This is a genomic window from Bacteroides sp. AF32-8BH, from assembly GCF_003435205.1.
GTDB classification, from domain to species: domain Bacteria; phylum Bacteroidota; class Bacteroidia; order Bacteroidales; family Bacteroidaceae; genus Bacteroides; species Bacteroides ovatus.
In genome coordinates, this window is sequence record NZ_QVLZ01000039.1 from 1,235 (window position 1) to 21,367 (window position 20,133).

The 20,133-nt window shown below is 40.3% G+C and carries 33 protein-coding genes; 28 read left to right on the forward strand and 5 right to left on the reverse strand.

Annotated elements, in window-relative coordinates:
* The 3 genes from DWZ47_RS22710 to DWZ47_RS22720 all read right to left on the reverse strand — a co-directional run.
* A partial coding sequence (locus DWZ47_RS22710; RefSeq protein ID WP_199488163.1) for a DUF4099 domain-containing protein occupies positions 1-813 on the reverse strand: 813 nt, incomplete at its 3' end.
* A gap of 19 nt (positions 814-832) precedes the next feature.
* Positions 833-1,183: a helix-turn-helix domain-containing protein gene (locus DWZ47_RS22715; RefSeq protein WP_008655857.1), complete on the reverse strand. Its 351-nt coding sequence runs from the start codon at positions 1,181-1,183 to the stop codon at positions 833-835.
* Positions 1,184-1,186: 3 nt separating this feature from the next.
* A complete protein-coding gene (locus DWZ47_RS22720; RefSeq protein ID WP_008655856.1) occupies positions 1,187-1,579 on the reverse strand; it encodes a helix-turn-helix domain-containing protein in 393 nt (130 codons plus the stop codon).
* Positions 1,580-1,829: 250 nt separating this feature from the next.
* Between DWZ47_RS22720 and DWZ47_RS22725 the strand changes: the two genes are divergently transcribed.
* Positions 1,830-2,123, forward strand: a complete 294-nt coding sequence (locus tag DWZ47_RS22725) for a helix-turn-helix domain-containing protein (protein WP_032535412.1) — start codon at positions 1,830-1,832, stop codon at positions 2,121-2,123.
* Between the two features lie 39 nt (positions 2,124-2,162).
* Positions 2,163-2,468 carry a helix-turn-helix domain-containing protein gene (locus DWZ47_RS22730; protein ID WP_008645571.1) on the forward strand — a complete coding sequence of 102 codons (306 nt, stop codon included), beginning with the start codon at positions 2,163-2,165 and terminating at the stop codon, positions 2,466-2,468.
* A 79-nt stretch (positions 2,469-2,547) separates the two neighbouring features.
* Here DWZ47_RS22730 and DWZ47_RS22735 read toward each other — a convergent pair whose 3' ends face one another.
* Complete coding sequence (locus tag DWZ47_RS22735; protein WP_008645570.1) at positions 2,548-2,910, reverse strand: hypothetical protein; 363 nt, start codon at positions 2,908-2,910, stop codon at positions 2,548-2,550.
* Between the two features lie 11 nt (positions 2,911-2,921).
* Complete coding sequence (locus DWZ47_RS22740; protein ID WP_008645569.1) at positions 2,922-4,157, reverse strand: site-specific integrase; 1,236 nt, start codon at positions 4,155-4,157, stop codon at positions 2,922-2,924.
* Between the two features lie 577 nt (positions 4,158-4,734).
* Between DWZ47_RS22740 and DWZ47_RS22750 the strand changes: the two genes are divergently transcribed.
* From DWZ47_RS22750 to DWZ47_RS30735, 26 genes are all read left to right on the forward strand, one after another.
* Positions 4,735-4,998 carry a hypothetical protein gene (locus DWZ47_RS22750; protein ID WP_032555573.1) on the forward strand — a complete coding sequence of 88 codons (264 nt, stop codon included), beginning with the start codon at positions 4,735-4,737 and terminating at the stop codon, positions 4,996-4,998.
* A 2-nt stretch (positions 4,999-5,000) separates the two neighbouring features.
* The gene (locus DWZ47_RS30455; protein WP_008647785.1) at positions 5,001-5,177 is read left to right on the forward strand and encodes a hypothetical protein; all 177 of its coding nucleotides are present in this window, start codon (positions 5,001-5,003) and stop codon (positions 5,175-5,177) included.
* Positions 5,178-5,188: 11 nt separating this feature from the next.
* Entirely contained in the window at positions 5,189-5,866 is a 678-nt protein-coding gene (locus DWZ47_RS22755) for a DUF4120 family protein (protein WP_008768595.1), read from the forward strand.
* Between the two features lie 12 nt (positions 5,867-5,878).
* Positions 5,879-6,196 carry a hypothetical protein gene (locus tag DWZ47_RS22760; RefSeq protein ID WP_008647782.1) on the forward strand — a complete coding sequence of 106 codons (318 nt, stop codon included), beginning with the start codon at positions 5,879-5,881 and terminating at the stop codon, positions 6,194-6,196.
* Complete coding sequence (locus DWZ47_RS22765) at positions 6,193-6,645, forward strand: hypothetical protein (RefSeq protein WP_008768596.1); 453 nt, start codon at positions 6,193-6,195, stop codon at positions 6,643-6,645. The genes DWZ47_RS22760 and DWZ47_RS22765 overlap by 4 nt, the downstream gene beginning before the upstream one ends.
* Positions 6,646-6,866: 221 nt before the next feature.
* Positions 6,867-7,244, forward strand: a complete 378-nt coding sequence (locus DWZ47_RS22770; RefSeq protein WP_008768597.1) for a hypothetical protein — start codon at positions 6,867-6,869, stop codon at positions 7,242-7,244.
* A 1-nt stretch (position 7,245) separates the two neighbouring features.
* Positions 7,246-7,479: a hypothetical protein gene (locus tag DWZ47_RS22775; RefSeq protein WP_128131928.1), complete on the forward strand. Its 234-nt coding sequence runs from the start codon at positions 7,246-7,248 to the stop codon at positions 7,477-7,479.
* Positions 7,480-7,483: 4 nt separating this feature from the next.
* Positions 7,484-7,948: a hypothetical protein gene (locus DWZ47_RS22780; RefSeq protein WP_008768598.1), complete on the forward strand. Its 465-nt coding sequence runs from the start codon at positions 7,484-7,486 to the stop codon at positions 7,946-7,948.
* 546 nt (positions 7,949-8,494) lie between these two features.
* Positions 8,495-8,653 (forward strand): hypothetical protein, encoded by a 159-nt coding sequence (locus DWZ47_RS31095; protein ID WP_233525092.1) that lies wholly within the window; start codon positions 8,495-8,497, stop codon positions 8,651-8,653.
* A 17-nt stretch (positions 8,654-8,670) separates the two neighbouring features.
* A complete protein-coding gene (locus tag DWZ47_RS22790) occupies positions 8,671-9,003 on the forward strand; it encodes a hypothetical protein (RefSeq protein ID WP_115484582.1) in 333 nt (110 codons plus the stop codon).
* Between the two features lie 5 nt (positions 9,004-9,008).
* Positions 9,009-9,266, forward strand: coding sequence for a hypothetical protein (locus DWZ47_RS22795; protein WP_115484583.1), 258 nt, complete (start codon positions 9,009-9,011; stop codon positions 9,264-9,266).
* Positions 9,229-9,840, forward strand: coding sequence for a hypothetical protein (locus tag DWZ47_RS22800; protein ID WP_117514785.1), 612 nt, complete (start codon positions 9,229-9,231; stop codon positions 9,838-9,840). Before DWZ47_RS22795 ends, DWZ47_RS22800 begins: the two co-directional genes overlap by 38 nt.
* Entirely contained in the window at positions 9,830-10,153 is a 324-nt protein-coding gene (locus tag DWZ47_RS22805) for a hypothetical protein (protein ID WP_117514787.1), read from the forward strand. The genes DWZ47_RS22800 and DWZ47_RS22805 overlap by 11 nt, the downstream gene beginning before the upstream one ends.
* Complete coding sequence (locus DWZ47_RS22810) at positions 10,150-11,418, forward strand: RNA-directed DNA polymerase (RefSeq protein WP_117514788.1); 1,269 nt, start codon at positions 10,150-10,152, stop codon at positions 11,416-11,418. Before DWZ47_RS22805 ends, DWZ47_RS22810 begins: the two co-directional genes overlap by 4 nt.
* Positions 11,419-12,431: 1,013 nt before the next feature.
* Complete coding sequence (locus tag DWZ47_RS22815; RefSeq protein ID WP_117514790.1) at positions 12,432-12,890, forward strand: hypothetical protein; 459 nt, start codon at positions 12,432-12,434, stop codon at positions 12,888-12,890.
* A gap of 34 nt (positions 12,891-12,924) precedes the next feature.
* A complete protein-coding gene (locus DWZ47_RS22820; protein ID WP_117514792.1) occupies positions 12,925-13,914 on the forward strand; it encodes a ubiquitin carboxyl-hydrolase in 990 nt (329 codons plus the stop codon).
* A 78-nt stretch (positions 13,915-13,992) separates the two neighbouring features.
* Positions 13,993-15,138, forward strand: a complete 1,146-nt coding sequence (locus tag DWZ47_RS22825; protein WP_233525093.1) for a hypothetical protein — start codon at positions 13,993-13,995, stop codon at positions 15,136-15,138.
* A gap of 68 nt (positions 15,139-15,206) precedes the next feature.
* Positions 15,207-15,521, forward strand: a complete 315-nt coding sequence (locus tag DWZ47_RS22830; protein ID WP_233525094.1) for a hypothetical protein — start codon at positions 15,207-15,209, stop codon at positions 15,519-15,521.
* Positions 15,511-15,696 (forward strand): hypothetical protein, encoded by a 186-nt coding sequence (locus DWZ47_RS22835; RefSeq protein WP_115484589.1) that lies wholly within the window; start codon positions 15,511-15,513, stop codon positions 15,694-15,696. The genes DWZ47_RS22830 and DWZ47_RS22835 overlap by 11 nt, the downstream gene beginning before the upstream one ends.
* A gap of 135 nt (positions 15,697-15,831) precedes the next feature.
* A complete protein-coding gene (locus tag DWZ47_RS22840) occupies positions 15,832-16,140 on the forward strand; it encodes a helix-turn-helix domain-containing protein (RefSeq protein ID WP_115484590.1) in 309 nt (102 codons plus the stop codon).
* Between the two features lie 290 nt (positions 16,141-16,430).
* Complete coding sequence (locus DWZ47_RS22850; RefSeq protein WP_117514796.1) at positions 16,431-17,129, forward strand: DUF1566 domain-containing protein; 699 nt, start codon at positions 16,431-16,433, stop codon at positions 17,127-17,129.
* 55 nt (positions 17,130-17,184) lie between these two features.
* Positions 17,185-17,436 (forward strand): hypothetical protein, encoded by a 252-nt coding sequence (locus tag DWZ47_RS22855; protein ID WP_055268810.1) that lies wholly within the window; start codon positions 17,185-17,187, stop codon positions 17,434-17,436.
* Positions 17,437-17,447: 11 nt separating this feature from the next.
* Positions 17,448-18,074: a hypothetical protein gene (locus DWZ47_RS22860; protein ID WP_117514798.1), complete on the forward strand. Its 627-nt coding sequence runs from the start codon at positions 17,448-17,450 to the stop codon at positions 18,072-18,074.
* Positions 18,071-19,708, forward strand: coding sequence for a DNA cytosine methyltransferase (locus DWZ47_RS22865; RefSeq protein ID WP_117514800.1), 1,638 nt, complete (start codon positions 18,071-18,073; stop codon positions 19,706-19,708). The genes DWZ47_RS22860 and DWZ47_RS22865 overlap by 4 nt, the downstream gene beginning before the upstream one ends.
* 15 nt (positions 19,709-19,723) lie before the next feature.
* The gene (locus DWZ47_RS22870; protein WP_117514802.1) at positions 19,724-19,942 is read left to right on the forward strand and encodes a hypothetical protein; all 219 of its coding nucleotides are present in this window, start codon (positions 19,724-19,726) and stop codon (positions 19,940-19,942) included.
* A 10-nt stretch (positions 19,943-19,952) separates the two neighbouring features.
* Positions 19,953-20,129 carry a hypothetical protein gene (locus DWZ47_RS30735; RefSeq protein WP_199488164.1) on the forward strand — a complete coding sequence of 59 codons (177 nt, stop codon included), beginning with the start codon at positions 19,953-19,955 and terminating at the stop codon, positions 20,127-20,129.
* The last annotated feature ends 4 nt before the right edge of the window (positions 20,130-20,133 follow it).

The following is a 20,133-nucleotide window of genomic DNA, read 5'->3' on the forward strand; positions in this document are numbered from 1 at the left end:
GACCCTGCCGAGGTTGCCCGTTTCGCGCAGGTTCTTCCGGTCATCGTCGGAGAACTTGTGTTCCTTGTAGTCGTCGAGCTTCTGCTCCTTGCGGATGAAGTGCGGCACAAGGCTGACGTTGCCCTCGCCGTCCTTCTTGAAGGAGAGGCGGGCGTCCAGTTCGAAAGCCTCTCCGCCGAAATTGGGCGACACCCTCACCAAGTCGGACTTGCCGTAGTTGAGCATCCTGTTAAGGTCGCCCGACTTTTCAAGGTCGTCGCGCTTCACGCCCCATTTCTCCTCCAACTTCTGCCAGTTGATCTTGCTCTCGTCGATGGGCTGGTAGCCCCGGTTGCCCTGCGTCTGCTGAGGACTTTCCTGATTCTGTTCGTTTTTCTGTTCCATTTCTTCCTGTTTTTTAGGTTCGTCATCTTGTTTCTGTTCCGGTTGTTCCTGCTTTTCGGCGGACTGCTCCTCCTGTACTTTCTTTTCGTAGCCGGAGGTGTCCACCTTGTGGGGCGCAAGCATCTCCTTGTTGCCGTCGGGATCTTTCAGCAAGTCCTTGATAACCTCCAGCAGTTTGTCGGCTTGGTCCGCCGCGACACGGTAGAAACCGAAGCGGCTGGGTTCCCTGCACTGCCGGAAGAAGTTCCTGAAGAAGTTGTCCAGCACGTCGCCGTGCCGGTCGAATTGCAGGAAACTCTGCGCGTTCTCCGCTTTCGCGGGGATACGCTTGGGGGAGCCGTCGGCGTTCAGCCCGGCTACCACGCTGATTTCGCCCGTCTTCTCGTCACGGACAACCAGCACGTCCTTTTCGTCTTTTTTCTTTGCCATCTGAAAAATGTTTTAATGGTTATTTTTGAAAGAAATTATGGATACGAGCCTTGTAGAAGGCTATGTCTTCCTTGCGGAAATCCTTTACATGTTCGGAGAGGAACGTCAGCACGTCCGCCTCGCTGTAATAGGTCTTTTTGCCGAGCGTCTTGTAGGGCAGCGCGCCGATGCTGCGGTAGCGTTGCAGGGTGCGCTTGCTGATCTGGAGCAGTATGCACAGGTCTTGGTTGTCGAAAAGCCTGATCCCGTCCATCGGGTTCGGGGCTTTGCCGGACGGCTGCATGGAGAGCAGCATCTCGTCCTGACGGTCGAGCCGTTCCATCACCTTCTGCATCCAGTTCTCGAAATTGTTGCGGGTAAGCAGTTCCATGTCTTACGTCCTCCTTCCTTTGGGTCTGCCGCCCGTGCGCAGCGTGTGGTTGCGTTTCAACTGTTCCGGTGTCGCGGCTTCGCCCGTAACGGTGCTGTCTTCGAGCAGGCGGTCGATTTCCGACTGCCGGTAGCGGCACTTGCCGCGCAGCACGACATAGGCGATGCGCTGTTCGCTGCGCATGCGCTGGAGGGTGCGGCAACTCACGTTCAGCAGGTGCGCCGCCTCGCGGGTGGTGAGCAACCTGTCGGGAGCTTCTTCCTTCCTACCGCCGGAAACGGCACGCACGTGTGCCGCTATCTCGGCTATCTGTTCCGTCAATGCGGTGAAGGCGGAACTTTCCATCGTTATCACTTTCATATTCAGTTCTTTCTTTTGGTTTATTTGCATGAACATAGGCTGCGCCTCGGCATACCGTTCAAGCGGGCTTGACGTTCTGCGCTCGGCTTGCGCTATGTTTCTGCGACAAAATTCGGCAATAAACCAAATGGGCTTTAACAGCTCACTACGTGGCTCACGTAAGATTTTTACGGATAATGGCTCCGTAACCCGGACAGACGGCGCAACAAGCTGCCTTTTAGCGGGAAACGGTACGTGTTCAAGGCGGCTTCGTTACCTTTGCGGCAAACTCTGAAATGTTTTGCTTATGGAAATAGTATCTATCGAGAAAAAGACCTTCGAGATGATGGTGGCGTCCTTCAACGCCCTCGCGGAGAAGGTAGCCGCCCTGAGGCGCAGGAGCGACGGCGGGCGGATGGAAAGGTGGCTCACGGGCGAGGAGGTCTGCGGGCAGTTGAGGATCAGCCCGCGCACGTTGCAGACTTTGCGTGACAGGCGGCTTATCGGCTACTCGCAGATAAACCGCAGGTTCTATTACAAGCCGGAGGAGGTCAAAAGGCTCATTCCGCTTGTCGGCACGCTCTATCCCGGCGGAAAATGATTTGATTTTTATTATTCACAACCCACTGAATCCGAAGTTATGATGAACGAGAACAATGAAGTGTTTACGATGGAGGACGAGCCGCTTGCCACCGTCGTGCAGAACATGCGCAAAGGCTCGAAATGGCTCTCCGCCTTTCTGGAAAGTTACCGCCCGCCGTTGGACGGGGAGCGTTACCTGACGGACAGGGAGGTGGCGGAACTGCTCCGTGTCAGCCGCCGCACCTTGCAGGAGTACCGCAACAACAGGGTGCTGCCCTTTATACTTTTGGGAGGGAAGGTGCTTTACCCCGAATCGGGGTTGCGTGAACTATTGGAGGCGAACTACCGCAAGCCGATGGAATAAGGCGGCTGCATGAAAAAAGGAAACGGGCAACTCCATACGGGCTGTCCGTTTCCTTTTTCTTTTTTCTTTTTATGCGTGTTTAGCAATACCCGGCTTTTCCGTTCTGTATGAACATCACGTATGCCTGCCGCTTTTCCTTCGAGAGTGCCTTGCCCACCAGCCACGTGCGGAACACGTGTGCATGGTAGGTGTTCAGCCGGAAGGCGATGGGGATGATGATTTCCAGCGAATACACGTCGGCTGAAAGCCCGTTTTCAAGCCGCATGTAGCGACACACCTCGTAGTCGTTCAGCACGTCCGGCTTGCGGACGGCTCTGATGGCGGCGTTCACTGCCGGGACGCCCGTGTGGAACAGTCCGGCGATTTCTGTGGAGGTCATCCATATCTCGTTACCGGTTACGCTGACCGCCTTGTCCTCTATGATGATTATGTCACGTTTCATGGCTTTTCTTTTTAGATGGTGCAACCTGCAAATTCCTCGATGCCGTTCAACCTTGCGGCAAGGTTCTCCATGTCTTGGTTGAGCTTTTCTTTGGTGATTTTCGCGTATATCTGCGTCGTTTTTATGCTCTTGTGTCCCAGCATGGAACTGACCGTTTCGATGGGTACGCCGTTGGAGAGGAACACCGTCGTGGCTGCCGTGTGTCGGCTCTGATGCCACGTGATGTGCTTGGTGATGCCGCAACGCTTGGCGACGGAACGGATTCCGGCAAGGCACGTGTTGTAGTGGGGAACGGGGAAAATCCTGCCGTTCCCGCACAGACCCCGGTATTTGTCGATGATGCGCTTTGCGATGTCGAGCAGGCGGATATTGGACACCACGCCCGTCTTCTGGCGGTTGATGTTTATCCACTCGTGTTCGTCGAAGTAGGTATGGATGTTCTCTTCCGTCAGGTTGCGCATGTCGGCGAACGACAGGCCCGTGAAGGCGCAGAACAGGTAGAGGTCGCGGTAAAGCTCCTGCTTGGCGTTTTTCAGCCTGCCCTCCATCAGCAGCCGGATTTCCTCTTTCGTCAGGAAACTGCGTGTCGTTTCCTCCTTCTTGATTTCATACTCCCGGAATGGGTCGCGTGTGAGCCACTCGTTGTTGATGGCGATGAACACCATCGTCCGCAAGGGGCAGACATACAGCCACACGGTGTTGGTGCAGCAGTGCTTGTCCGTGCGCAGGAACATCTCGAAGTCGGAGATGAAGGCGGGCGTAAGCTCTTTCAGCGCGATGTCCTTCACGCGGTAGCGGATGGTGAGGAACTCTTGCAGGTGCTTGTAAACGGTCCTGTACTTCAGGAGCGTGCCTTTGGCTTTCATGCCAGCATCCACCTGTTTCTCGTAGTCTTCGTTGTGCTGCCGGAACACCTGCATCAGCGTGTGATAGCGATGTTCCAGTCCGAGAAAGGCGTTCTTGACCTTCTCCGCCGTGACGAAGTTGTCACGCTCCATGATTTCCTGATAGTGTTTGTTGATGCGCACACGCATCTTGTCGAGCATGCGGTTCGTTTCGAGTGCCGCCGAGCTTCTGCCCGTGACACGTCCCCCTTTGGTGTCCCACAGCTTGGGATCGACGGTCAGTTTGCAGCTGAACTGCGTTTGGCTGCCGTCCACCGTAATGCGTCCCATGACGGGTACTGTCCCGTCCTTTTTCACTACCTGACGTTTGAGGTAGTAGATTACTGAAAATGTACTCTTCATCGTCCTTATTTTTTTAGGTTCAAAATTAGTTGGTGAAGAGTCCGTCGCCGGTACGCAAAACGGGGAGGAACGGCGCAATCTTTTTCCGTAACCGGATTTGTTGCGTGAGTTGTCAGTAACTCACTAATCCTTAACGCCTTGTTTCGTTATCCGTGTCCGTTTGTCGCCATTCCGTGCATGGTTACGGACAAGTAACGTAGCGGCGTCCTGATTTGGCTTCAGCGGTGATTGCGATGGCTTCACGAATAATCGGAAGCACGACTGAAACCCTTGTAACTCAATTCTATCACTATATCTTTCCGCATTTCTCTTTTTTGTAGTAACTTTGTATCAATAACATTAAAAGCCTGCCGCTTGAATTATGTGTGCGATGTAGTTGATAGCATCCCAAAAGAAATCCGAGAGCGCATAATTACAGAGCACCCAGAATGCGCCAATATTGATTTGTTGGTGAAATTCTGGGAGACTAAAGGAGATTCCCTTGTTTCTGAAATTGCTAAGGAACAAATATATGACTGTGAACTTACCGAGTATTTGAAACTCCATCCTGAAGAGAACAATTAATATCAAGACAATAATGGAAACAAAAGTGTGTAAAGAATGTGGTCAGAGTTTGCCCAAATCAAATTTTTCTAAGAACAAGGCAACCAAAGATGGGTTGGCAAACTATTGTAAGAAGTGTGACAAAGAAAGAAGACGCAAATCCAGTGGGGGCATAACTCAACAAGGAGTAAAAGCTACTCTGAAAATGTCTGACTTTGATGACAACATGTTGTTTGCTGAATTGCGTAGACGTGGATACACTGGAGAATTACGTTATTCCAAAGTAGTAAATATATAGGTATGTACACAAGTTATGGCTGGGAATTGACTAATCTTTTGCAGGGACAAGATGAGGAATATCTGCTTGAAGTGTTAACGGAAAATTACAGACGTTTGAGAGATGTGCCAGATCATCTTATTGTGACATTGCTTGAATACCGTGGTTATACTGGAAGATTGATAAAAAGTGAAAATTAAAATAAAGAAGTATGATACCAGAAATTATTGAACAAATGCGCAAAGAGTTATACGATACTAAATTGTGCATCTCTGATTTCGAGAAGTATGATTTGAAAACTCTTGAAAAGACCAATGAGCCATTTTTTTGGTTAGTGCGCACACACGGAACACATTTGTGTTTTATTGGCCCCAGTGTAGAAAGTCTTTTTTCGTCAGAAAGTAACCGGTTTGCAATTATGAAAGATTCTCATGCTATTATTGCAAGTATTGTTTATTGGGACGATTTGGACTATAATAAGTATTTTTATTGGGATGGAGCACAGCTTCAGAAAGTATCCAAGGATAAGGTTATTTCAATATTCAATAATATTTGGGGAAGCCGGATACATCAACTTTCCATTCAATACCCTGAAGAGTATGCAGCCATAAACAAACCATTGGAATTAAAAATGTCCCCAGAAATATCAGAGCGTGTAAAAGAGGTCAAGAATATTGCTTCGGAATTGCAAGATTCAAGTTTTGAAGATTGCTTGAAAAGTCTACAAAAATGGGTGAGATTTGCCGTTAACCAACATATTGAAATATATGGTGATTTTGCGAAAAATAGCTTTGGATTCTCTGAGGTGGTAAATGGCAAACGCAAAATTTGCGGCGGGATAATTATGTCCCCAAATGCGACTGAAAGACGTTGGAGTATTCATACATAAAACTGTTGTAATATGAAGTATTCAGTAAATCCTAATCTCAATGCTGTTATGAATAGTATTGAGAAACTATTGTTATCCAAAGGAAAGGATAAGCAAGAGAGTATTCAAATTATTAAGAGGTATATAAAATCATTTCCTAAAGAACCGGATTATAACTTGGCACAACATGGAGGTATGCTTGTTTCCCCTTATGATGTGAGAGAATTGAATATTAAATGCGGTTATAGTGCTGTTGTTCAGAACAGAATCTCTGATGGGAGAGTCTGGAATGAATACTTGCTGCGGGTAGGAAGAGTTGCTAAGGAACTTTTAAAAGCAAACGAACTATGAAAGTTATATCAGAAATTTCACTTCGAGATTTCAAATTTTGGAGTGGGGGTGAGGATCGGGCAAAGAACTGTACCGATGAACAACTGGATAAAATTGAATCCATAATGGAGAGTGCTGCTCCTGAAAGTGGTTGGACCGATGATGACATAAATAATTTCTTTTGGTTTGACTTTGATACAATTGCAGACTGGCTTGGATACAAGGATGGAGAACATTTTGATGCAGGAGTTAGTGAAGATGATGTGAAAGAAGCGCAAGATTGGTTTGACGGTATCACAGACACCGAAGATATGATTGATATAGCCAGCCTTGACAGAGAAGACTATATTTCTACAGATGAAAATGGGGAAGAAGAATTTGATGAAGATCTTGTTTACTATGACTTTTCAAATTGGTGGAACAATATGGATGATATTGAACAAGTGAAAGAGTATCGTAAGCACGAGTAAAGTGTTATGGTAGAAATCCGGGTTCGATTCCCGGAACACTACATATATTTGTTGTTTCCATGTGTGTTGTTCGACATGTTTTTGTTTGAAGGGTGGCGCGATCAGAATGTTATTGTTCTGGTTGCGCCTTTTCCTTTAAAGTTAAAGCGAGTTAATATTCAAAAAGTGGACAACTATGGACACCATCAAAAAACTATTCGATAATAAAAACAAAAAGAAATATGCAAAAGGAATTGTTAGAAATAGAATTTCGTTATCATGACAGACCGATAGGTAGCTGCCCAGCTACTTCTTGTAGTAAGACAATTGCCATAGGTATATTTGATACTTTGGAAGAAGCAGTCAAAGCTGGTAATGAAACATTGAAGGTGTTGTCAGAACATTTCCAAGTAAGATCAGATGACCGATTTAAAGTTCGTGGTTTGTTTGGCACTCCAGATAGACTTGTAACAAATTGTTGTTATACAACTAAAGGGATTGCATATTTTGCAAAAATTACTCCTCTAAAATTTGATGATCTCTCTGAAACTATAGCAGAGACATTTAAAGCATACGATAGATACAGACAATATAGACGTGAACAAAAAAACGATGAATAATATGGATGTAATAGTCTTAAATCACAAAAACAAAGTATCCTTGCAGGTACAGCATGTAGATATTGGTAGTTCTATTGATTTGCATTTTCCAAACGAAAATCAATCATTTGATGCTTTTCAGAAACTTCGTGAAATAGGTGTGAGATGTTTTCATGCTGGTAAAAATGCTCCTTGTGGGGCTTCTGTAATGATGTATTCTTATGGTAATGATAATCTTCAACTTCAAATAAAGTAGTAAAATGGAAGAAAAGAAGTATATAAATATTGATAATATGGCGACACGCCTTTGTCAAATTCTCAAAGATGCACGTGAAAGCATGGTTGATGATAAAAATAAGGATTTTATCATGGAGAACTTTTCGGATGAATATCTGGAAGATTACAGTAATGTAATGGCTTGGCAATTTAATTCTGATATGAAGAAATACTTGCATAATCCAGACCACAGGATTTGTGGTAATTTCAATAACATTGATTATGACTACCCTTATCATATTTATGGAGAGGTTACATACGATACGCCTCTTGTAAATGCTATGATCGCTAGATTAGATGCCGGTGAAGACAGCGAACAAGCTAACGAGGACCGGGACTTTCTTGTTGACTGGTTCTTTGAAACTTTTGGAACATGGGGAATATCCTATAATTTCCAGTCAAATATATCAGAGTTCCTTTATATGGAGTTTAAAAACCAACAATCTTAAATCAATGAAAACAATAACATTGCAACTGTACACTTTTGATGAATTGTCGGATGAGGTACAAAAGGAAATTATTGAGCGTGAACGCTGGAATATAATGGAGCAGTGTATGGAGGGTTACGGTTCGGATTATGTAACGGCTCTAAGAGCTTTCGAGAAATTGACAAACACCCAATCATATAGTTGGAGTGTTAACTATAGCGGATACGATTTTAATTTTAAATGTAGTTATAACCAAATTTTTGAATGTCCAGTTAATTGTGATAATGACATTTACGCAGAGGATTTGTGTGGGAAGTTACTGTTCCGATATATCAATAATAATATTATGCCATACATTACGCATGGCCAATATTATTCAACTTCAGGTGAGTGTATAGACGGGAAACGCACTTATAAGCATAGACGAAGTAGGGTTATTAAATCTTTAGAGGATTGTCCACTAACTGGTATGTGTTACGATTATTACTTGCTTGAACCTATCATTAAATATTATAAAACTTGGTGCAGTTATCCGGACAACTTTTCGCTCACAGACTTAATAGAACAATGCTACGACAGTTTTTCAAATGCTGGCATGAAGAATATGAGTATTGGGCCAATGATGAAAATGCAATCCGGGAGGAATTACATAACAACCAGTATGAGGACAGGTTGTATTATATGGATGGAAGAGTCTATACTGGACCGTTAGATGATGTTGCATAATTAAAATTCAAAAATCAATGGAACTCCCAAAACTGTATAGAATTGTCGTTGATGTCCAGTACGGAGACATGCTGGACGAATGTGATAAATTGTACGATGGTAAAGGGTCTGGAACTGTCTTTACCGATGCGAATGGAGAAGCTGTTATTGATTATCTGAAGCAATGGGATAGCGATGAATGGGCTGACGATGATATTCGCAGCGAAGAACCAAGGTGGGTGAATAATGGCACTGATTCCGTACATCAAAAGGATGGATACACCCTTATTTACAACTCAACTATTGGTGGTGTATATATGCTGTATCGTGAAGCAAATGATGCTGAAATAGAATGGTATAACAATAATTGATATGTATGAAAAATGAAATAAAAATAACTTTCGTAAAATCTCCAGAAGAAGGAGAAATATGTGCTGTATTTGTGAATGAATTTTGGGATAGGTCCAAAACTAAATTGACAAGCTATATGCACATCGGACAACACGCCGGCTGCTCTCCTGACATTCTGAAAAATTGGCCTTTAGCTACTGAACAAGAATATCGGTCATTGTTAGAAGAACTTAATACAATAGGATATGAAAACATCAAAATCATTCAATCAAGAATACATTGAGAAAGCGAAAACGCTAATCCATGAAATCCTCGAAGATAAAAAAGAGTACGATGACTGGACTCAAATCTGTTTTTCCATGCAAAATGCAGTACAAGCTGCGGCTAATATATGGGGAATATCATCAGATGAACAGATTAATAAAATGAGATCCTTTATTACAGAAATGGTTTTTACAGAACTTTCAAATCTCAAACAGTTTGACATAGTGTTTAAAAAGAAGGGGGTACAAGTAGAAAGGTCATTAGACACATTGTATTGCTCAAAATGTGGAAGCAGTGATGTTGAAAAGAGGGTATGGGTAAATCCGAATACACGTGAAATCAGATACAATGATTCAATTGAGGTGACAGATTGCTGGTGTGGCATTTGTGAAGAGCATGTAGAATTACGCACCCTTTCAGAATTATGGGAAATGTTTGGGGATATTCCAGTAAACAATGATGATGAGATTGAAGAAGACTTCCTCAACTTCCCAGCCGGAACATCAAGGTTCGATGTCTGGCATTGGTTCGATGAACGATGTCCTAACAATTTACACGATGATTTAATGTATCCTAAAAACGATGCCGTATAAATCAGAAAAGATTCGTATCGCTGGAACCCAATATGATAGACGAATAAAGCTCACTCCAGACCAAAAAGAATATATAAAATGGTTGAGAGAAAAGCAATTAATCAGTTACTCTAAACTTGCTAAAATATTTGGAGTGAGCAAGCGTCTTATTCAATTTATTTGTTGCCCAGACAAATATTTGAAAAATAGAGAGAGTTTAAAACAACGTAAAGCAGAAGGGCGATACAAACCTACAAAAGCAGAATGGGCAGCAACAATTCGTGAGTACAGGAGATATAAGGAACAACTCAAAAAGAAAGGAGATATAAAATGAAAGATAAGATTATTACAATGTTCTTCGACATTGATAGATGGACAAAAGCAATTGAGAAAGGAGTTCTGAAGGATATTCGGAAGAGCGAACTTATTAAACTGACAGAAGAACCAACCAGAATTCGCATGGCAGAAGCTATGTTGAATGGTAAATATCAAATAACACCACCACATATTGCACAAATCCCGAAGGATAACGGAGAGTTTCGTACTGTATATGTCAACGAACCTATTGATCGTATAATCCTAAGCATCGCGAACGATTTGCTGTTTGATTTAATGCCAGAGATGATTCATCCTGCTTGTAAATCTTATCAGGTCGGTATTGGTTGTGGTAAAGTGGTTCTGGAAGTAAGTCACACAATTGTTAACATGAAAAGTGATGGTTATGTGGGCTGGAAGTCTGATTTAAGTAAATATTTCGACTCTGTTCCTATCCAGTTTATTGACGCAGCCTTTGATAAAGTGGAAGCTAAGTGTGGTCATTCTGTGTTAATTGATGTATTAAGAAAATACTATCATTGCGGATTGTATTTCGATGAGAACAACGAACTGCATGAGAAATATCAATCACTTAAACAAGGATGCGCAGTAGCAAGCTGGTTAGCCAACGTGTTGCTATATAGCCTAGATGATGAACTGTCCCAATTGAATGGGTTTTACGTAAGGTATTCGGATGATATGTTGTTCGTTGGTCCGGACTATGAAAAGGCTATGACCATTTTACAAAAGAGATTGGCCGAAAAATCAATGAATTTGAATCCCAAGAAAGTAGAGTACCTGACTATGGACAAGTGGTTTAAATTTCTAGGTTTCAGCATTAAGGGAAGTATGATTTCTTTCTCTCCCAATCGCCTTAAAACCTTCCAGAAAGAAATAGAATCAAGAACAATCAGAAAACGTGGTATTACGTTGAAGAAGGCTGTGGATTCGGTTAACCGATATTTGTATAAAGGGAATGGCGAATATAGTTGGGCGACTCAAATTCTTCCAGTATGTAATGTTCGGGGTGATATTAATGAACTGAACAAATTTGTAATGGATTGTCTGAGAGCTGTTGAAACCGGGAAACATAAAGTCGGTGGTCTTGGCTATGTTAAAGATAAGCCTGATGGTTGTGTTGTCAGAGGCATTGGTCGGAACGTTAAGGCTAATCGAAATAAATCTAAAAGTAAGGAAATTGAAGGCTATTTGACAATTGGTTGTATGCAGAATGCCATTTTGACTAGGCGAGCAGCGTACAATACTTTAGTGGCAATATTGTAAACTACAATATGAACACACAGTAAATAAATCCAAGGAACAAGTGTTTAATATCCAGATTATATTAGGTACCCCGATTCTATCCTTGAAAGATTACATCTTTCAGTATCTACTCCGGGCACTATATAATCATCTGGATTATATCAATGAAGATAAAGAAATGTGTCGATTGTTATGAGGGTTTATAAAGCAGCACAGCAGGCAAGTTCAAGAAGAAAATTTCATATTCTAAGTATGAACTATTGATCGTTCACCGGAGGTCACAAGGCTGCATAGCCTCTCACCTCAGGTTCTCGATCAGGTCATATTTATAATTATCATGAGAGTAAAGTGATGTGCCATTTACTTGAGAACTTGTAAAATAAATGAAATACATCAAAAGCTATCCAAGGAATACATTTGTTTACTGTTCCGGTGAGCAGCTTCCTGGATCTATGAGTCGATAACTCATCTGCTCCAGGAATATCCAACCGGAATACATCTATTGGGTAAAGTAATGTATCAGTATTATGAGGATAACTATTTAGCACAGAAATGTAATTCAAGAAATATCATTTATATAGCTGGTTATATATCAGGAAGGACCGAGAACTCCTGGTCCGTTCCTGATCACACCAGCTTTAAATCGAATAAGTATAGAAATGTGCCAATATTTTGAGAATTACAACTTATTACTTCACACAAAGTTTACAGTCTGGGATTTAGTAATTTAACATACTGGACAAGATATGATGCCCGCGTGATGACGGTCATCCTATGTATGACCTAGGATCACGCGGGCATTACTTGATACAGTATATATCATAAACATATAGACATGTGTCACGCTAAATGGGGGCTGTTTTATAAGTAACACAACTTTCATTTATACAAGAACCCTGCGTTTAACAACTATCCGACAATTACGCCGGCATCTACGGTTTTATAAACCTTTATTCCGGCGTATTCTGGATGTTAATATCAGGCTTTTAAAGAAATGTGTCAAAGGTTTGAGTATAAAATCAAAAGTAAACATTATGAAAAATATTTATCAAGAATCAATACGGGCAGTAGAGAACGGAACCAAGTTTAAAGTAGATTTTAAAACACGAAGTTTCAAACTTAATGGCCAATATATTATACAGAATTCGCAGTATGAGGGAGACTTAGGTGTGGAATTATGCGCTTCTCTTGATGAGTTTCTGTCTAATGTAGAGCATTTATATACTCGATATAAACATTCTATTCCATCAACAATGAGTGAATGTAAAAGCCGAAAATACTTTAAGGCTTTGTCTGATAAAGATTTAGAGGATGAAGACATGTTGTTTGGAGTTGGTCGAGATATAGCACAAGTCGAATTGGAATTATACATTCTCTGTCAAATAATATTAGGTATAGGTTGGGATGCTAATAAAATGGGTAAATGGTTTTGGCAAAGCAACAAAGATAGAGATTTAGTAATTCTCAAAAACTGGATTACAGTAGAGAAATAAATAATCAGACTAAAAATTAAATTATTAATAAGTTATGAAACAGTTAAAATTTGAATGTCCTGAGTGTGGTACCGAGTTTACGCTTACAGCTAATCAAAACAAAGCTAAGGAGCGTATTGAAGCTTTAAAGAAAGCTGGTGTTGATGTTAGTGAGCTTTTTGCAATGCAAAGTGCAGATGGTTTGGAGTTTATAGCCTCAAAAAGAGATGGTGTCATTAGTATCTTGGAAGAAGATGATCCAATCTTCCAGGCCATTATAATTCAAGGCACAATTCCTAATCGGCAATTATTCAGACGTTGGGTAATGGCACAGATGTTCCGCATAATTTATACAACTACCAATACCCACGGTGCTTATAAGCCGATTGGAGTTTCAGAGGTGATTCGTAGTATGGGATATGAATATCAGTGGAAGATGCTAAATAACGAGTTGTACGCCCAGCACAAAATGATGCAGAATGGTGATGTCGATAATTTCAGAGATCGAAATCGCTGGTTCAACAAAAGAGTGGTATTAGATATGGCAAAAGACTATATCGAGAAACTCAAAAAGAGATTTGAGAAGTTGAAATTGAGAAAATGTAAAGGGGTACCGTATAAACGTATCAACGGCCAAAACATTTTCGTTGATGATTTTGATAAAAAAGTAATCAAGCCATTGTTGTTTGCAGTACATAAAATACAACATGCCGAAAACACTTATGAACTTTGGCATTCGGTGCAGGAGTTCAATAAAAGGCGTATCAAAATGCATTGGGGTACTCCTCAAAATGCAGCATGGCTAGATGCTTACAAAGGAGCTGGAGCGTTCTTTACAATGCAGAACATGATTCGTTTTCATAATTGCGTTGTCATAGATGACAATGGAAAAACATTAGGTAAAAACGCGTCCCTTGCCTTTTTGAATAAGAAGGCAAAGTTGTATGAGAATAGAGAAGGTTGGCGTTTGATTGGTATGTTGAAGAAAATGCTAGATGACAACAACATTGATGTGGTTGCTAAAATGAAGGAATGGCGTAAATAACTTAATCAAGGCAGTTTTCATAAACCAGTTTAGGTGCATTGCCTCTGGTTTATGAAAATAAAATTAGAAAGATTGATTATGAGAAACGATATAATATTCAAACGTTCCGTCCAATTTCGGGACGAAAATAAAAACAGTTGGACTGTAGATTTTGAGGTTTATAAGGAAGAATCTACTCGTATAAACCGTGAAACATTGCAAAAATTTAAACAAAGTTTCAGTGTTTCGGTATGTGGAGCTGGAGGTATGGGTGCCGGGCAATGCTACGATCATATAATTTCTCGTACAGAAGGACAAAAGAAACTTCTGGAATTTTGGAACAAATATCATCTAGGTGGTATGTCTGGCGGTACGATTCGTCAAGATGAATATTTAAACGGCGAGCAATATGTTAACGACTACAATTACTTTGTGGAGTTGTTTAAAACATATAATGAGCATTACCGTGAACAGTTTGATGATATTTCTTTTCAGATTCTTGTTAAGAATTTTAATATTAGTGACGCGGCTATAATACAGGTGAGAAATGTGCTTTATGAGAAAATGAGGAATAATCCCATTCAATATATCCTTGGATTGTCAAACAAATACTTCCATACATCTTCAGATTACAACGTAAAATGTTTCTTTCTTGCTATAAAAGGCTTATATGTAGATAATGGATATAAATATGGTAATGGCTGGTTATACAGTCCGCTTCCAGATAATATTGAAGAGATCATAAATAATATTTGTGACCTTGTTGAAGAAGAAGAAACTGCGTTAACAGAAGAACTGGAAGCGGTTTTTGACATGGGTAAAGAAGGGTTTATTGCCACAAAAGAAATCATCCAGCAAGTAATGGATTTACGTAAATGTGACGAAGATGAAGCCAAACGATTTGTAGCTCTGGGAGTACATTTGGGATGTACATTCGGTGATTTGAATGATACATTTGAAGAATGTTCCTATGGTGAACAACTATACTGTGCAAATGGTATTGATTATTATATTGGTACAGAAGATGAACTGACTAATATAGCTAGTGATAGAGTACATAATGGTGATGAATACGCGTATTTATGGCGTGAATCTGTGGCGGCTCAAAGAACTACTGATTCGTTGAGTGATTGGTTGGATTCAATCATAAGTGAGGATGGTTGGTGCTCGGTACTTAATTCTTGGGATGGACGGTATGAAGAATATAAAATTGCCGGAGAATATATTTGTGTTTGTAGGTCATAAAATATTGAATTATCATGGAATATATGGAGCATTCTAATTTTTACGCCATGTGTGATAAAATTAGAAAAATGGAAGCTAGAGAATTACATTTAGCATTGGAAGCTCATGGTGGAGAATTTGTCTGGATTGATGATGAAAACGATGAGGAACAATTATATGAACCGCCTATAATTATGGTTAATTCAAATGACGGTCCTATGGACGTTGTGGTTCATAAAGCATGGCTGGATGATGGTTGTATTGGATTATTGACTTATGATAATGAATGGGGAAACCGGGTAGATATTGAGCCGGAAGATATTGCCCCCGGACACCTTGCTTATCTTATAGAGTACATGCCTGTCACAGACAAGGTAAAATCAGTGGCAATAAATGATGATTAATATGGGGCACAAAAAGACGATTGATTATTGGAGACACCCGACCAAAAGGGAAATCAAGTTCGGTGAGGGAGCTATTCATTGGTTAACAGTGGATATTGAGAAAGTTCAGAAGTCAGACGGAAGTTTGAAGAAATGGTTTATTCATACAGACGGACTAAGGTACAATCGACCATAGTTAAAGTGATGTCTGTAAAGCAAAGGCTGTTCTAATAAAATAGAGCAGCCTTTTGTGTTAAACAATGGTTAAAGTGGACAACTATTCACACCATATAAAACTATAAAATCTATTCACATTAAAACAGTAATAAATATGCCATTGAAAATTGAGAATATCAAGTTGGCAGGAACCAAGTTTGATGGCCGCGCTAAGTTGTCCCCAGAACAACGTCAGGCTATTCAAATTTTGGCCCGTGAAGGATATAGCCAAAGAAGGTTGGCTGCTATGTTCAATGTTAGCAAGCGGCTTATACAATCTATACTATCTCCTCCTGTTCGCAAGCACTCTAAACAATATCCAACAGAATATTGGACAGAGTTAAAACGGAAGTATCGAAAAAAGAAAATTGATTTATACAGAAATGGAAAGATCAAATTTAATAACAAGCTGAAAAATAAATGAAACGCAAGCGTATCAAGTATGTAGCTAACATTGATTTCGACTATCGTTCAATTACTGATGCAAAGCAACATATAAAAATATTCTTGAAATCGCTTCTTTCGCAAATAGGGTTACAATCAGGAATAGACTATATCGTAACAGCTAACCATTTGCGAATTAGACATGTGAAAAATATTACAGGAAAAATAACTACCACACTTAAAGAGATATTCCCAGTATTCAATTTTTATTGGAAGACTCCAAGACTATTGGTGTGGTTCTAAAATCAATATTAATAATAATTTACAAGTATGGAAAAGTATTCTATTTCGGTTTTAGGAGCCGACAAGAAACAGTATGAAATCGCAGATTTCAGAGCAAGAGGTATGAATTATACTAATGCTATTGGCATTATCGTAACAACAGAATTTATGAGCCGTATTTTGGCGTTTGACACCTGGAAAGAACGATGGGGAAACACTGGTAGGGTCTTGACTGAAGAGCAGAATGAATCTGTTGCTATGCAAACTTTCTCTGGACTTGATCTAACCAAACGTATCGTAGAAGCACAAACCGATATTGATGGAATGACTGCCGCCAAACGTTGCTGGAACTATCAAAAAGGTGGTCTCCAGTGGTATTTGCCATGTTTGATGGAGCTAGGAGTTCTTTGCGCATATCGTGATGAGATAAACAAAGCAATGAAAGAAATTGGATGTCCCGATGAATGTTTACTTCCTACAGAAGATTCTGATGAAACTTGGGTTTGGAGTAGCAGTGAGGGCAGTCAGAACGGCAGCTGGTACGTGAACTTTAGTAATGGCTACTTCCTCAGCTACTTCAAGTACTACAGTGGCATGGTGAGAGCGGTTGCAGCATTTCAGCCTTCGCCGAGCCTGTTGACAGGCGAGGCAAAAAGTAACGATTGTCTGCATAGTGACGAAGCTCTTATAAACATGTTACGTGAACGTGGTTATAAAGGCGAATTGACTAAGACCTTGACTATTTAATATTATCGCCACCCATATTTGATATGGTATGGGTGGCAAAATATTCTTTAACAGCATGGAAACATTTGAAAAGATTATAGAACAATACACACAAAGCGAAGTGTGTATGGGAGAATTGTTAGCTAATATTTCGGCAGATGGCATGTCTATTGAAGACGCTTTTGAATTGTATATAAAAGCTATGAATTATGCTGAAAAAGATGAATTTTATCAATTAGCTGACAGAGAAGTGAAATTATTAACAGCTAAAAATGAAGATGATAAACAGCCATTAAAACAACTGTTAGATTCGCTAAGCATATCTTGATATAATTGAATATGAATAAATATTATTTTGTAAATATAGGTGCGGAGGTAATATGGCATCCTGTAAATAGTGACGAGCAGAAAGTTATGCAAATATGTACCTCTGTTTCTTATCCTGTTGAGAATGATACATTAGTTTCTCTAATTTTTTCTGATAAAAGGGGGAGCGTAAAAGTAAAGGCCAGCGAATTAACTCCCAAATTGACTGACTTCAATCAAGGGTACTGGTGTGCACTTCAAGATGCAGTAAGTAATGGTGCCTCTGATACGGTTATTCAGGAAATACTACGCAGTGCCGGATTTACATACTGGGAATGTTACTGGCATATACAAAATTCTGATTTTCAGTCAGAAAAAATATGGTCGATTATTCGTGGAATGTTTTGCCAAAATCCAGATTATATTGATTGGAATGGTGCTGATTATCCAATAAAAACAGTAGTAATCTTAGAAAACACTCCTGATGAAGAAAAGGTGACTGTATCTGTCGAGAGATTAGCGCGACAATTATTAGATGATATGGGTAATTGGAGTACACGAGAAGCAGAATCTGTAGATGAACAGATTTATTTCTATCTGGATGAAGAGACCTTTAATATGCCTGATAAAGATATTGTAGAATACTTGGAAAAACAATGAAATTACTTTATATAGATTTATTTTGTGGTGCCGGTGGAACCAGCACAGGGGTAGAAAAAGCCCGTTTAGAGAATGAACAATGCGCTAAGGTAATAGCGTGTGTAAATCATGATAAAAATGCGATTGCAAGTCATGCTGCTAATCATCCGGACGCTCTTCATTTTACAGAAGATATTCGTACACTAAATTTATCACCTTTAGTTTCCCACCTACAAAAATGCAGAGCTGAATATCCTGAAGCATTGATAGTTTTATGGGCTTCGTTGGAATGTACAAACTTCTCGAAGGCTAAGGGTGGTCAACCACGAGATGCAGATAGTAGAACACTTGCAGAGCACTTGTTTCGGTATATTGAGGCTATTAACCCAGACTATATTCAAATTGAGAATGTAGAAGAGTTTATGTCATGGGGAGATTTGGATGAGTACGGTAAACCCATTAGTCGTGATAAAGGTAAATCTTATTTGAGATGGCTGGATAACGTAAGGTCTTATGGCTACAAATTTGAACATAAAATATTAAATTCAGCAGACTATGGGGCTTACACTTCTAGGAAGAGATTTTTCGGAATATTTGCGAAAGGGAGTTTACCTATTGTTTTTCCAGAGCAAACCCATTCTAAAAAGCCAGACCAAAAATTAAAGAACTGGAAGGCAGTACGAGAAGTGTTAGACTTTGATGATGAAGGAAAAAGTATTTTTGGTCGGAAAACACCTTTAGTAGATTCTTCTTTATTAAGAATTTATGCAGGACTTATTAAGTTTGTAGCAGGTGGGAAAGATGCCTTCATGGTTAAGTATAACTCAATGAGTAAAGCTGGAAAGTACAATGCTCCGGGAGTTGAGGATCCATGTCCAGTAATATCTACTCAAAATCGACTTGGTGTTGCTTGCATAAACCGTTTAAATATTCTAACCGGAAAAGCATTTATTTCTGTTCATTATGGAAATGGATTTTGTAAATCTGTAGATGAACCAGCACCAACCGTAACAACAAAAGACCGATTTTCATTAATTTCTTCTGTGTTTATTGACCAACAATACGGAAACAGTAAGCCTTCTTCACTGGATAAACCACTAGGCTGTATTACTGTTAATCCCAAATATAGCCTTGTAAGCTGTAAACCTTGGATTTTAGATGCAAATTTTAAGAATGTTGGCACAAGTATAAATCAACCGGCACCAGTAATTACCGCAAACCGTAAATGGCATTACTTGATGAATCCTCAATTTAATTCTGCTGGCGGATCTGTAGATAAACCTTGTTTTACGTTAATCGCTAGAATGGATAAGATGCCGCCATATTTGATTGAAGCATCTGGAGGGGGAGAGCTACCTGGCTTTATTAAGATGTTTCCAGAAGGATTGGTATATGAGATATATGACACAGATAGTGATGTAATGAAGAAAATAAAGGAATTCATGGCCATGTATGGAATTTCCGACATAAAAATGAGAATGCTAACGATTCCAGAGTTGAAACGTATTATGGGATTCCCAGAAGATTATATGCTAATAGGAACAAAAGCAGAACAGAAAAAGTATATAGGAAACGCCGTAGAAGTTAATATGGCACGAGTTCTTTGTGAGGCATTATGTAAAATATTAGTAACAATGCAACGTAAGGTTGCGTAATTTAACAACAATAATATGGAAAATTTAAAATTTAATGTTGGGGATAATGTGAAAATTGTCTCTAATGATTTGCAACCGGCAATGGTTGGTAAAATTGGTCGAATAAAGAAAGTGTATCCATCATTTTCTGAAGATTCAGATAACAATGTTCAGCCTTCTTACTTTTATCGCGTTGAAGTTGGAGGAGCTGTTTTAAAAGGGATTGCAGCAAGTAGTGATCTGGAAAGAGTATAGACAAAACGATATGAAAAAATACCGAGTGACGATTGACCTGGATGCTTTTGAAATAGTGGTTTCGGCTAATAATAAAGCCGAAGCCAAAAGAAAAGCTATCGAGAAACTTCAAAGGAAGAGGATCACTTCCCTGATCCGTAAATCTTGGCCTAACAACAAGAAAGAGGTGTATGTTGATGAGAAGTAATTTG